This is a genomic window from Pokkaliibacter sp. CJK22405, from assembly GCF_046614695.1.
Classification (GTDB): Bacteria; Pseudomonadota; Gammaproteobacteria; order Pseudomonadales; family Balneatricaceae; genus Pokkaliibacter.
This window is the reverse complement of the sequence record NZ_JBKKHQ010000013.1, coordinates 320,170-332,779: the sequence shown is the minus strand read 5'-3', so window position 1 is coordinate 332,779 and position 12,610 is coordinate 320,170. Positions and strand designations below refer to the sequence as shown.

At 55.2% G+C, this 12,610-nt stretch carries 11 protein-coding genes; 8 read left to right on the top strand and 3 right to left on the bottom strand.

Features of this window, described 5'->3' with window-relative positions:
• Positions 1–45: 45 nt before the first annotated feature.
• A complete protein-coding gene (locus tag ACKC9G_RS10385; RefSeq protein ID WP_411404991.1) occupies positions 46–1,107 on the bottom strand; it encodes a LysM peptidoglycan-binding domain-containing protein in 1,062 nt (353 codons plus the stop codon).
• A gap of 261 nt (positions 1,108–1,368) precedes the next feature.
• Between ACKC9G_RS10385 and def the strand changes: the two genes are divergently transcribed.
• Complete coding sequence (def, locus tag ACKC9G_RS10380) at positions 1,369–1,890, top strand: peptide deformylase (protein ID WP_411404989.1); 522 nt, start codon at positions 1,369–1,371, stop codon at positions 1,888–1,890.
• 78 nt (positions 1,891–1,968) lie between these two features.
• Here the strand turns inward: def and ACKC9G_RS10375 are convergent, their stop codons facing one another.
• Complete coding sequence (locus tag ACKC9G_RS10375; RefSeq protein ID WP_411404987.1) at positions 1,969–2,301, bottom strand: 5-carboxymethyl-2-hydroxymuconate Delta-isomerase; 333 nt, start codon at positions 2,299–2,301, stop codon at positions 1,969–1,971.
• An 82-nt stretch (positions 2,302–2,383) separates the two neighbouring features.
• Positions 2,384–3,367: a threo-3-hydroxy-L-aspartate ammonia-lyase gene (locus tag ACKC9G_RS10370; protein WP_411404985.1), complete on the bottom strand. Its 984-nt coding sequence runs from the start codon at positions 3,365–3,367 to the stop codon at positions 2,384–2,386.
• Between the two features lie 118 nt (positions 3,368–3,485).
• On the opposite strand from ACKC9G_RS10370, the gene fmt reads away from it, so the two are divergent.
• The 7 genes from fmt to glyS all read left to right on the top strand — a co-directional run bounded on the left by fmt (position 3,486) and on the right by glyS (position 12,517).
• Complete coding sequence (gene fmt, locus ACKC9G_RS10365) at positions 3,486–4,451, top strand: methionyl-tRNA formyltransferase (RefSeq protein WP_411404983.1); 966 nt, start codon at positions 3,486–3,488, stop codon at positions 4,449–4,451.
• On the top strand, positions 4,448–5,746 hold the full coding sequence (gene rsmB / locus ACKC9G_RS10360; protein ID WP_411404981.1) for a 16S rRNA (cytosine(967)-C(5))-methyltransferase RsmB: 1,299 nt from the start codon (positions 4,448–4,450) through the stop codon (positions 5,744–5,746). Before fmt ends, rsmB begins: the two co-directional genes overlap by 4 nt.
• A 68-nt stretch (positions 5,747–5,814) precedes the next feature.
• On the top strand, positions 5,815–7,191 hold the full coding sequence (gene trkA, locus ACKC9G_RS10355; protein WP_411404979.1) for a Trk system potassium transporter TrkA: 1,377 nt from the start codon (positions 5,815–5,817) through the stop codon (positions 7,189–7,191).
• A gap of 8 nt (positions 7,192–7,199) precedes the next feature.
• The gene (locus tag ACKC9G_RS10350; RefSeq protein WP_411404977.1) at positions 7,200–8,648 is read left to right on the top strand and encodes a TrkH family potassium uptake protein; all 1,449 of its coding nucleotides are present in this window, start codon (positions 7,200–7,202) and stop codon (positions 8,646–8,648) included.
• A 13-nt stretch (positions 8,649–8,661) separates the two neighbouring features.
• The gene (ybaK, locus tag ACKC9G_RS10345) at positions 8,662–9,129 is read left to right on the top strand and encodes a Cys-tRNA(Pro) deacylase (RefSeq protein WP_411404975.1); all 468 of its coding nucleotides are present in this window, start codon (positions 8,662–8,664) and stop codon (positions 9,127–9,129) included.
• Positions 9,130–9,503: 374 nt separating this feature from the next.
• Positions 9,504–10,457: a glycine--tRNA ligase subunit alpha gene (glyQ, locus tag ACKC9G_RS10340; RefSeq protein ID WP_411404973.1), complete on the top strand. Its 954-nt coding sequence runs from the start codon at positions 9,504–9,506 to the stop codon at positions 10,455–10,457.
• Positions 10,457–12,517: a glycine--tRNA ligase subunit beta gene (gene glyS, locus ACKC9G_RS10335; protein WP_411404971.1), complete on the top strand. Its 2,061-nt coding sequence runs from the start codon at positions 10,457–10,459 to the stop codon at positions 12,515–12,517. The genes glyQ and glyS overlap by 1 nt, the downstream gene beginning before the upstream one ends.
• The last annotated feature ends 93 nt before the right edge of the window (positions 12,518–12,610 follow it).

Genomic DNA, 12,610 nt, shown 5'->3' with positions numbered 1-12,610 from the left:
GCACTCCTTTCTGAGTTTATAAAACGTTGGCCGTCGTCAGATCCTTCAGAAATCCGGTGCGACGACTTTATCACCGACGTGCAATGTGCGTTCAGCCTTGATCACCAGTGCATAGCTGGTGTGGTCAAAGACCTTGAAGACCAGCAGCACACCCGCGCGAGAATCGGGCAGGGTGACTGGGTCACCGGACACCGGATCTTTCACGGTTTCGCCAGCGGCGTTGATCTGCAGAATGGTACCGCGCTGCAGATCGTAATCCGCACCACGGTCAAGAATCACGATGTCATCACGACCGGTATAGGCCACGCCGGAAGCCAGCGCCAGAATATGGCCATTAAGCTCGGTGTCCATGGGATAGGCAGGAGCAAAGGCTTCATAGGCATCATTGGCGGGGACTTTCACCAGACGATCGCCAATACGAACTTCCTCCGCGATGGACTGCACGGTAAAGGTGCTGATATCGCTGTCTTCCGCGGGCTTGTCCAGCTTCAGGGTGGCGATGTACTTGGCTTCCTGACCGAAGGCAACATCTTTGCCATTAACCTTTTCCTTCAGCAGCGTGGAAGGGCGATACAAGCGCCATTCTCCGGCTTCCTCCGGTAAGACACCACGCACATAAAGGGTTTGTCCGGCAGAGCTCAGCAGACGCTGATCATCTGTACCGAGAACGTAGGGACTGGAATCCAGATCACCGGGCTGAATGATGAGGTTGTCACGCAGGAAGGGTCCAATCACTTCGGGTGGCAGGGTCGGAATGGGCGACAGCAGGGACACACGGGTTTCAGGTACCAATTTGACTTTGCTACCCGTGGCGCTGGCTTTGGCACCCGCTTCACCGCGCTTCACCACCAGACGTGGCTGACCATTCACATACACCATATGAATGGTGTCACCCGGGTAGATCCAATGCGGGTTCTCAATTTGCGGGTTCTTGGCCCAGAGCTGCGGCCACAGCCAGGGGTTCTGGAAAAAGCGGCCAGTAATGCCCCACAGGGTATCGCCCTTAACCACCGTATAGGTTTTAGGAGCTCCGTCTCGCAGGGTGGGTTTTTCCGCCCAGGCAGTGGCGGACAACAGCAACAACAGGGCAACGAAGAATGTGCGCATATCAGGTCCTTTTCCACCCCGAGCCAACTGACGAGGCACTGAATTAAAAGCGGCCCGGGCAAGAGTAATGACGCCAAACGTCGATTTCCCCTGATCGCCGGGTGAATTAGCCAAAGGCTGCCGATATAATAGAAATTAAGCAACCCTAAGCCAACTATTGAACGGATACCTGGCGCCATGACTTCAGCATCAGGAATATCCTGGACAGATAAGTGGTCAAAATGACGCTTTCGTCCCGTAATTAACTATCAGGGCCACTTTATGGCATTACTGGAAATACTCGAATTCCCCGACGCACGTCTGCGTACCAAAGCCACGCCGATGGCTCCCGAAGAGATTCAGGACCCATCACTGCAGACCATGATCGATAACATGCTGGAGACCATGTATGACGCTCCTGGTATCGGTCTTGCGGCGAGTCAGATCAATTATCACAAACGTCTGGTCGTGATTGATGTCTCAGACGAGGGTGATGACCCAATGGTGTTCATCAACCCTGAGGTGGAACCTCTGACCGAAGAGCAGGAAACCATGAAAGAGGGCTGTCTCTCTGTCCCCGGTTTCTATGAAGAAGTCACGCGCCCTGAGCGGGTGCGTGTCAACGCCATCGGTCGTGACGGCAAGGCTTTCACTATGGAAGCAGAAGGTTTGCTGGCTGTTTGTATTCAGCATGAGCTTGACCATCTGGAAGGCAAACTCTTTGTGGATTACATCTCGCCTCTGAAGCGTACCCGTATCCGCAAGAAGCTGGAAAAGCAGCACAAACAGGCCGCCAGCGCCTGATCCGATAAACCATTCAAGGTTTATCACCTGCTAAAAAGCGCTCCTGAGAGCGCTTTTTTTATGCCTGATACGACCTGGCTAACGTACCACTTTAGCGTAGCTGGGCTTATCAATTTCAATGCTCTCGACACTGAGAGAGACCGGACCCGGAATCAGCGGTGACAAGGCTTCCAGAATCCGGCAGTCGAGATTATAGCGCTGTTCGCTGCTGCGTCCGGGTAACAAATGCACGCTGACATGCACGAAAGGGCGCTCACCACCGCCATCGATGTAATCCTGACAGGGAATCAGTCGCGCCTTGATATCCTCCCGGCCAAAAAGACCGGAAGCCAGCGTCGCCTCAAAAGCCGATGCCAACAGGGCACGGCCATCAAGCTGGTCCGCAGCATACTCAATCACGATATGAGGCATGGTTACTCTCCTGATAAGAACGCAGATGTTTAAGCCCGGTTTAAAAGCGTGAGTTCAGACAAGGCTTGATAATAAAAGAGGCTTAGTAATAACTGTTTGCCTTGGCGAGCAGCTGGGAATAAGTCGGCATATCAACGTTACCGCCACTGATGATAACGCCCACCTTTTTTCCCTTCAGATCAGCACCCAATGGCTTCAAGGCCGCCGTAGCCAGGGCGCCGGTGGGCTCAACCACCAGTTTGAAGCGTCCGGCCAGCATGGCCATGGTGTCAATCAGTGCCTGATCATCGACGGTCATAATCTGGCTGACATGCTCACGCATCAGCGCAAAGGTGAGGGCGCCCATGGCTTGGGTCTGGGCTCCATCGGCAAGCGTTTTCGGTGTATCAATCGTTATGATCCTGCCTGCTGCCAGCGACTGTTGGGCATCGTTGCCGGCCTCAGGCTCAACGCCAATCACTTCACAGCCAGGTGCCATTCCCACAGCGGCGAGGGCAGAGCCGCCCATCAGGCCACCGCCACCGGTGCACACCAGCAGGATATCCAGAGGCCCGACATCCTCAAACAGCTCCAGCGCCGCCGTACCTTGTCCGGCAATAATGTCCGGATGATCAAAAGGAGGGATCACCGCCAGCCCCTGTTCCTGCGCCAGCTGCGCAGCGATGGCAGCACGGTCCTCGGTGTAGCGGTTATAGAACACCACTTTGCCGCCATAACCCTTTGTCGCGGCGACTTTGGCTTTGGGCGCATCTTCCGGCATCACTATGGTGGCAGGGATTCCAAGCTCACGTCCTGCCAGCGCCACAGCCTGTGCATGATTGCCTGAGGAAAATGCCACAACCCCCCGTTGCTGCTGGGCTGCATCCAGACGCGAGAGGGCGTTGTAAGCACCGCGAAACTTGAAGGCGCCCATGCGCTGAAGGTTCTCGCACTTGATAAAGATTGAAGCGCCGTAGGCGGTATCAAGCTGGGACGAGGTCATGACAGGGGTTCGATGAGCGATTCCCTTGAGACGCCTGGCAGCATCCTGAACATCGGCAAAGGTCGGTAGCGCAAGCGTACTCATGGTGTCTCCCTGTCATGAAGATGAAGAATCGCTACCGAGTCTGGTCTACCCTTGGTTTTCTATCAACTCCCGAAATAATCGTTTACCCTTAGCGGCTCGCAGATATAGCCAGAAGATCATGACCAAGCCACTACGCATCCTGTTCGCCGGTACGCCGGAATTTGCCGCCACCAGCCTGGCCTCCGTCATTGCCGGTCCACATGAGCTGGTCGGTGTTTACACCCAACCAGATCGCCCTGCCGGTCGCGGTCAGAAGCTGATGGCAAGCCCGGTGAAAAAGCTGGCAATGGCCCACGACATTCCGGTATTTCAACCGGTCAGTCTGCGTCAGGCAGAAGCACAACAGGAGCTGGCGTCCCTTAACGCTGATCTGATGATCGTCGTCGCGTACGGTCTGATTCTTCCACAAGCAGTGCTGGATACTCCGCGCCTTGGCTGCATCAATGTTCATGCCAGCCTGTTACCACGCTGGCGCGGTGCTGCGCCGATTCATCGTGCGCTGCTCAGTGGCGATGGTGAAACCGGCGTCACCATCATGCAGATGGAAGCGGGCCTCGATACCGGTCCGATGCTCTATACCCTCACCACACCGATTGATGGCAAGGAAACCAGCGGCATGCTCCATGACCGTCTTGCCTCTCTGGGTGCAGAGGCTCTGGGTGTAGTGCTGAACCAGCTGGCACAAGGCCCGATGAAAGGCGAGATTCAGGACGACAGCCTGGCAACCTACGCGCACAAGCTGGAAAAGCAGGAAGGCTCCATCGACTGGCATAAGAATGCCACCGAGATTGATCGCCAGATCCGCGGTCTGCATCCCTGGCCGATTGCTTATACCGATCTCGGCGACATGCGTATTCGCGTTCATGCCGCCCGTCTGGCGCCCGGTAAGGCCGGTGCCGCAGCAGGCAGCATCCTCAGCGCCGGTAAAGAAGGCATCCTCGTTGCCTCGGGTGATGGCCGTGCACTGGCACTCACGACGCTGCAACTGCCCGGCAGCCGTGCCATGAGCTGCGCCGACATTCTTAACGGCAAGGCTGAACTCTTTGCCCCCGGACAGGTATTTACTCAGGAGGCCGAGGCATGAATGCACGTCATCAGGCGGTAGAAATTCTGCTGGATGTACTGGACGGCGGCCTCTCGCTGACCGCCGCCCTAAGCCATGCCGAAGAGCAGGAAGATACCCGCGATCAGGGGCTGGTGCAGGAAATCTGCTACGGCGTGATGCGTTGGCTGCCCCGTCTGCAATGTATTACGGATGCATTGCTGGTGAAGCGCTTCAAGCGCCGCGATATCGACGTCAATATTCTGGTAATGGTCGGCCTTTATCAGCTCGAATACATGCGTGTGCCTTCTCACGCAGCGATCAGCCAGACCGTTGAAGTCTGCCGCAACATCGATAAACACTGGGCGACAGGGCTGGTTAACGGTGTACTGCGCCGCTATGAGCGTGAAAAAGACGAGATCCTTGAGCATCTGCAGGGTAAATCCGAGTTTGATTACGCTCATCCGGCCTGGATGACCGCCAAGCTTTCCCATGCCTGGCCAGAACACTGGCAGCAGATCATCGCCGCCAATAACGATCGCCCGCCAATGACCCTGCGTGTCAACGTTTCACAAATCAGCCGGGATGATTATCTGACTCTGCTGACCGAGGCAGAAATCGCCGCAGTGAAATGCCAGCACAGCCCCTTCGGCCTGACCCTGAGCCAGCCGATGGATGTCAGCCAGCTGCCAGGTTTCGAAGAAGGTCTGGTGAGCGTGCAGGATGAAGCCGCACAACTGGCTGCACCTTTACTGGATACTCTCAGCGGTCGTGTACTCGACGCCTGCTGTGCTCCCGGCGGCAAGACAGCCCATTTGCTGGAGCTGGCCGCAGCGGCGGAAACGGAACTTGAGGTGCAGGCAATGGATATCGAACCCCATCGCCTGATGCGCACTCAGGACACCCTTGAGCGCCTGGGGCTGGGTGCAGAACTGATCGAAGGTGATGCCGCCACTCAGGAATGGTGGGACGGACAACCTTTCGATGCCATTCTGGCCGATGTTCCCTGTTCGGCGACCGGCGTCATTCGCCGCCATCCCGATATCAAATCCCTGCGCACCAGCGACGACATTCTGGCGCTGGCCAGCCTGCAGCTCAGTATTCTGGATAACCTCTGGCAGATGCTCGCTCCCGGCGGCACGCTGGTCTATGCCACCTGCTCGATCCTGCCGCAGGAAAACAACCGCATTATCGAACGCTTTATGAAGCAACATGAGGATGCCACCTGCCTGCCGATTGAAGCTGCATGGGGCATTGAGCAGCCGTTTGGCCGTCAGCTGTTTCCGACCCTTGAAGGTCACGATGGCTTCTTTTACGCCCGGCTTGCCAAGGCATAACCTCAGAGTTAATCATCCGTACTGACGGATTTCTTTTCGGACAGTTCATTCACAGGTAACGCGATTCCATGAAGATCATCATTCTCGGCGCAGGACAGGTTGGCGGCACATTGGCCGAAAACCTCGCCAACGAAGCCAATGACATCACCGTGGTAGATACCGACGTCAAGCGCTTGCGTGAACTGCAGGATCGCCTTGATATCCGTTCCGTGGAAGGCAAAGCCTCCTACCCGAGCGTGCTGGAGGAAGCGGGCTGTGAAGATGCGGACATGCTGATTGCCGTCACCAACAGTGACGAGGTCAACATGATGGCCTGTCAGGTGGCAAAGACGCTCTACAAGACGCCGAAAAAAATCTGCCGAGTACGCGAGAGCGACTACCTCACCGAACGCGATACGCTGTTCACCGAAAAGGCTATCGCCGTTGATGTGCTGATCAGCCCCGAGCAGGAAGTGACCCGCAGTATCTGGCGCCTGATTCAAACGCCAGGCTCACTGCAGGTACTGGATTTTGCTGATGGAAAACTCATGCTGGTGGCCGTTAAAGCCTTTTATGGCGGCCCGCTGGTAGGCCATGAAATCGCCCGACTGCGCGAGCACATGCCCAAGGTGGATTGCCGCGTCGCCGCGATTTTCCGCCGTGGCTCACCAATCACACCGCTGGGCAGCACTGTGATTGAAGTCGATGATGAAGTCTTTCTGATTGCTGCACGTGAAGATATCCGCGCCGTCATGAGTGAGCTTCGCAAGCTGGATCGCCCGTACCGCAAAATTATGATTGCCGGCGGTGGCAACATCGGTGCGCGTCTGGCGGAGAAACTGGAGCACAATTTCCAGGTCAAGATTATCGAGCGCAATATCGAGCGCTGTCGCTTCCTGGCGAACCGGCTTGATCACTCCATCGTGCTGCAGGGCAGTGTCTCTGACCGCCAGTTGCTGCTGGATGAAAATATCGAAGACTGTGATGTGTTCTGTGCACTCACCAACGATGACGAAGCCAACATCATGGCCTCGATGCTGGCCAAGCGATTGGGCGCTCGAACCGTCATGACGCTGATCAACAATCCTGCTTACGTTGATCTGGTGCAGGGCGGTGTCATCGATATCGCGATTTCTCCCCAGCAAACCACGATCGGTACGCTCCTGACCCACGTACGTCGTCACGACGTGGCGGCGGTGTATTCCCTGCGCCGTGGCGCGGCCGAAGCCATGGAAGCCATTGCCCATGGCGACCGTTACTCTTCCAAAGTGGTTGGCCGTACCATTGGCGAGTTGCGTCTGCCGCCCGGCACCACCATCGGTGCACTGGTGCGTGGCGATGAAGTACTCATCGCCCACGATGATGTGGTGATCGAGAACGATGACCACGTCATCCTCTTCCTTGTCGACAAGAAGTACATCCCTGAAGTGGAACGTCTGTTCCAGGTCGACTTCACCTTCTTCTGAGGTCGACCATGCACTGGAAGGTCATTCTTCGCGTTCTCGGTATTCTGCTGATGGTGTTTAGCATCAGCATGCTGCCACCCGTGGTTGTCTCGATGTTCGCCGGCGATGGCCATGCCATGCCCTTTATCTGGGGCTTTATCTTTACCCTGCTGACCGGTGTGCTCATCTGGCTGCCGGTTGCCCGAGTACGCGAGGAGCTTCGTACCCGCGACGGTTTCGTCATCACTGTGCTTTTCTGGCTGGTTCTGGGTCTGTTCGGTGCCATTCCGCTGGCCATCTCCCTGCAGCCTAACCTTAGCGTGACCGACGCTATTTTCGAGTCCATGTCAGGGCTGACCACCACCGGCGCGACTGTGATTACCGGTATTGATATCCTGCCGGCCTCCATTCTCTACTATCGCCAACAACTACAATGGTTTGGCGGCATGGGAATCATCGTATTGGCTGTGGCCATCCTGCCGATGCTCGGTATCGGTGGTATGCAGCTTTATCGGGCGGAAGCGCCGGGCCCGGTAAAAGACTCCAAATTGACCCCCCGTATTACCGAAACAGCAAAAGCGCTCTGGGTGATTTACCTCAGCCTGACCGTCGCCTGCCTGCTGGCGTACTGGGCTGCTGGCATGAGTTTCTTTGATGCCGTGGGCCATGCCTTTTCCACCGTCGCCATCGGGGGATTTTCGACCCACGATGCCAGTATCGGCTACTTTGATAGCGGCCTGATCGAGGCCATCTGCGTGTTCTTCATGCTGGTCTCCACCATCAATTACAGCCTGCACTTTCTGGCCTATCGTCAGCGTAGTCTCAAACATTACTGGCTGGACCCGGAATGCCGCTTCTTTCTGATTACCCTCGGCGGCATCTGTTTGCTCACCGTTAGCGTGCTGATCTATGCCAAAACCTACGCCCCTGACGAAGCCCTTCGGCGTGGTGTTTTTGAGGTGGTTTCGATTGCCACGACAACAGGTTTTGCCACTGCAGATTTCGCCCACTGGCCAAGTCTTCTGCCGTTTCTACTCTTTGTCACCGCCTTTATGGGCGGCTGTGCCAGCTCTGCCGCCGGTGGTATGAAGGTCATTCGTATCATGATCATTCTGCGCCAGGGCCTGAGAGAGATTTATCGCCTGATTCACCCCTCGGCGGTTTTCCCGGTCAAGATTGGCAAGCGGCCAATTTCTGACCGTGTCGTCGAGGCAGTCTGGGGGTTTTTCTCCGTCTATCTGATCGTCTTTGTGGTGCTGCTGCTGGCGTTGCTGGCAACAGGTCTCGATCAGGTCACCGCTTGGTCCGCAGTAGGCGCTTGTCTGAATAATCTGGGTCCAGGCTTGGGTGAAGTGGCTGCGCACTTTGGCACCATGCCTGATGCTGCCAAATGGATTCTCTGTGTGGCCATGCTATTGGGCCGGCTGGAGGTCTTTACCTTGCTTGTCCTCTTTACACCCATGTTCTGGCGTCACTGATTCGGAGCTATTGATGACACCTGCCATCAAACAGGCTGAGAAGGCCGGTATCGCATTTTCGACCCACAGCTACACTCATGATCCCAAAGCGGAGTCCTACGGCGAGGAAGCCGCTGAAAAGCTCGGTTTACCCATGGAGCGCGTCTTCAAAACCCTGATGGTCAAGCTGGATGGTAAACAACTAGCTGTGGCTGTTGTGCCGGTAAACTGCAAGCTGGATCTGAAAGCCATCGCCAGTGCACTTAAGGGCAAGAAAGCAGAAATGGCGACACCTGCCGAAGCGGAGAGAGCCACAGGCTATGTGGTGGGAGGAATCAGTCCGCTGGGACAAAAGAAGCGGCTACCGCTGGTGCTGGATGATAGCGCACAGACTCAGGAAACGATTTACGTCAGTGCCGGTCGGCGAGGGCTGGAAATTGAGCTGAGCGGGGCCGATCTTGTCCGCCTGGGTGCAGGGCAGTGGGGTGCTATTGCCCGTTGATCTGAACCACTGCGTCTTTCTGGCTATTCACGCCTTCCAAGCAAGTTATATTCAGGTTATCCACAAGACTATTTACAAAAATCTGCTTAACTTACTGATTATCAATAAGAAAAAATAAAATACTGTATGGATAACCAAATCTGTGGATAAAAATCGCGCATTATAAAAGTCACTTCATCCACAGCGTTTACTTTTTATAAACCTGCCAAATTATTCACAAGCGACCGCACAGGCCGAAACCCTCACTCATCCACATCCATCCTCCCATAACGCACTGTCAGCCTGTCCATACGCGCTCTAGGGCAGGGTGCAGCCATGATGTATACTGTCACCCCACAAAATTCGCTCTTCATTTTCAATTTCATGGTGATTCTGTGACCCACCCAGCAACTCCTGATATCAGTACGTTTCAGGGCCTGATTCTGGCTCTGCAACAATACTGGGCCGACCAAGGCTGCGTGATTGTGCAGCCCCTGGATATGGAAGTCGGCGCCGGTACTTTCCACCCAGCGACTTTCCTGCGTGCCATTGGTCCAGAGAAATGGCGCTCTGCTTACGTTCAGCCGAGCCGTCGTCCTACCGATGGCCGCTATGGCGAAAACCCCAACCGTCTGCAGCACTACTACCAGTTCCAGGTGGTACTGAAGCCTTCACCTGAAAACTTTCAGGAGCTGTACCTGGGCTCACTGCATGCATTGGGTCTGGATACTTCCGTTCACGATGTGCGCTTCGTCGAAGACAACTGGGAATCGCCCACACTGGGTGCCTGGGGTCTGGGTTGGGAAGTATGGCTGAACGGCATGGAAGTCACCCAGTTCACCTACTTCCAGCAGGCGGGTGGCCTTGAGTGTTATCCGGTCACCGGTGAGATTACTTACGGTCTTGAGCGTCTGGCCATGTACCTGCAGGGCGTTGACTCCGTTTACGACCTGATCTGGTGTAAAGCGCCCGATGGCACCGTCGTCACCTATGGCGATGTTTATCACCAGAACGAAGTTGAGCAATCAACCTACAACTTTGAGCACGCTGATGTGCCGACGCTGTTCAGTAACTTTGATTACTACGAGCGTGAATGTAACAAGCTACTGGAAGTACAGCTGCCTCTGCCTGCTTATGAGATGGTGCTGAAAGCCTCTCATACCTTCAACTTGCTGGATGCCCGTCAGGCGATCTCCGTCACCGAGCGTCAGCGTTATATCCTGCGTGTGCGTACGCTGGCACGCGGTGTTGCCCACAGTTATTTCGATGCGCGTAAGCGCCTTGGCTTCCCCATGGCAGACCCTGCCATCCGTGACGAAGTCCTTGCACAGTCTCAAGAGGAAGCCTAATGGAACATCTGGATTTTCTGGTCGAGCTGGGCACTGAAGAGCTGCCTCCCAAAGCCCTGACCACACTGCGTGATGCATTCGCCCAAACCGTTATTGATGGTCTGGCTGCAGCGGGCATTCCTCACGGTGCAGTGAAGACGTATGCCGCGCCTCGTCGTCTGGCTTTTATCATCGAGCAGCTGTCGACCTCTCAGCCTGATCGTGAAATCAAGCGCAGCGGTCCTGCCATCAGCGCGCCTGAAAAAGCAGTCGAAGGTTTTGCTCGCTCTTGCGGTGTCACCATTGCCGAACTGGCTCAGGAAGAAACCGCGAAGGGCACCTACTACATTTTTAATCAGGTAGAACAGGGCAAGGCGACTACCAGCCTGCTGCCAGGTCTGATTCAGCAGTCCATCGACAAGTTGCCTATTCCCAAGCGTATGCGCTGGGGTGCTAGCCGTGTTGAGTTTGTTCGTCCTGCTCATTGGCTGGTTGCACTGTTCGGCGAGCAAGTGGTCGACTGCGAAGTGCTGGGGCTGAAGTCTGGCCGTGAAACCCGTGGTCATCGTTTCCACTGCAACCGTACCCTCGATATTCCAACGCCCGGCAGTTACCTCACCGTACTCAAGGATGAAGGTTATGTGCTGGCAGATCATGAAGCTCGTCGTGAAAAAATTCGCGTTGCGGTTGAAGCAGAAGCAGCCAAAGTGGGTGGTACCGCGAAGATTGATCCATCACTGCTGGATGAAGTGACTGCACTGAATGAGTGGCCAGTGGCCTTGATGGGGCGTTTTGAAGAGCACTTCCTGGAAGTGCCTGCCCAGGCGCTGATCTCCACCATGGAGAGCAACCAGAAGTACTTCACCGTTACCGATGCTCAAGGCAACCTGCTGCCTTGCTTTATCACCATCGCCAACCTGGAATCGAAAGATCCAGCTCAGGTGATCGCTGGTAACGAAAAGGTTGTTCGCCCACGTCTGGCTGATGCGGCTTTCTTCTTCGAGACAGATAAAAAACACCGTCTGGACAGCTATCAGGACAAGCTCAAAAACATCGTTTTCCAGAAAGATCTGGGCACCTTGTTTGAGAAATCTGAGCGCGTTGCCAGCATCGCCAGCCTGATTGCCAGCCAGCTGAATCACAATGCTGACTGGGCAGCCCGTGCCGCCATGCTGAGCAAGTGTGATCTGGTCACCCAGATGGTGCTGGAATTCCCTGAGCTGCAAGGCCTGATGGGCTTCCACTACGCCACTAAAGACGGTGAAGCCGAGGAAGTTGCTCGTGCCCAGGACGAGCAGTACATGCCTCGTTTTGCTGGCGATCAGCTGCCTGCGACACTGACAGGCGCAGCAGTTTCTCTGGGCGATCGTCTGGATACACTGACAGGTTTGTTCGGTATCAACCAGCCGCCTACCGGATCTAAAGACCCCTTTGCTCTGCGTCGTTCTGCCCTGGGTGCACTTCGCATTATGGTAGAGAAAGAGCTGGACCTTGATCTCAAGGCCCTGCTTGAGCATGCGGTAAATCAGCATCAGGGAATCACAGTCGCCAAGGCGGAAGTGGTCGAGAAGGTGCTCGACTTTATGCTGGATCGTTTCAAGGCCTGGTTTGAAGATGAAGGCATGGGCGCGGCTATTTATCAGTCTGTACTGGTATTGAAGCCTACCAAACCTCTGGACTTTGCTCGTCGTGCCCGTGCAGTGTCTGCCTTCCAGTCTCTGCCTGAAGCAGAATCACTGGCAGCGGCCAATAAGCGAGTCTCTAACTTGCTCAGCAAAAACGCGGATGCCGTGGTTGACGGCCAACAGGTCTCTGTTGATCTGTTTGAAGGAGCGGCAGAGAAAGCACTGTTTGACGCTCTGCAGGCCGTTGAAGCCGACGTTGCACCTCTGTTTGCAGCAGGTAATTATGCCGAAGCTTTGAAGCGTTTGACGGTACTTAAAGCCCCTGTCGATACCTTCTTTGAAGATGTGATGGTGATGTGTGACGATGAAAAAGTTCGCGCTAACCGTCTGGCACTGCTTCAGCAACTTCGCTCGCTGTTCCTGCATGTAGCGGATATTTCTCACCTGAGTAGTTAATCTTAGCCACTTCAAGGTAGTAAAAAGGCCAGCATTTGCTGGCCTTTTTTGTTCCACGTGAAACGTCTATCAAGTAAAACAGGCAGCTTCACA

Excerpts from the sequence above, each read along its gene's own strand:
- trkA (WP_411404979.1), top strand. The coding sequence starts at position 5,815 with ATGAAGATCATCATTCTCGGCGCAGGACAGGTTGGCGGCACATTGGCC.
- ybaK (WP_411404975.1), top strand. The coding sequence starts at position 8,662 with ATGACACCTGCCATCAAACAGGCTGAGAAGGCCGGTATCGCATTTTCG.
- ACKC9G_RS10385 (WP_411404991.1), bottom strand. The coding sequence starts at position 1,107 with ATGCGCACATTCTTCGTTGCCCTGTTGTTGCTGTTGTCCGCCACTGCC.
- def (WP_411404989.1), top strand. The coding sequence starts at position 1,369 with ATGGCATTACTGGAAATACTCGAATTCCCCGACGCACGTCTGCGTACC.
- glyS (WP_411404971.1), top strand. The coding sequence starts at position 10,457 with ATGGAACATCTGGATTTTCTGGTCGAGCTGGGCACTGAAGAGCTGCCT.
- ACKC9G_RS10375 (WP_411404987.1), bottom strand. The coding sequence starts at position 2,301 with ATGCCTCATATCGTGATTGAGTATGCTGCGGACCAGCTTGATGGCCGT.
- rsmB (WP_411404981.1), top strand. The coding sequence starts at position 4,448 with ATGAATGCACGTCATCAGGCGGTAGAAATTCTGCTGGATGTACTGGAC.
- ACKC9G_RS10350 (WP_411404977.1), top strand. The coding sequence starts at position 7,200 with ATGCACTGGAAGGTCATTCTTCGCGTTCTCGGTATTCTGCTGATGGTG.
- fmt (WP_411404983.1), top strand. The coding sequence starts at position 3,486 with ATGACCAAGCCACTACGCATCCTGTTCGCCGGTACGCCGGAATTTGCC.
- ACKC9G_RS10370 (WP_411404985.1), bottom strand. The coding sequence starts at position 3,367 with ATGAGTACGCTTGCGCTACCGACCTTTGCCGATGTTCAGGATGCTGCC.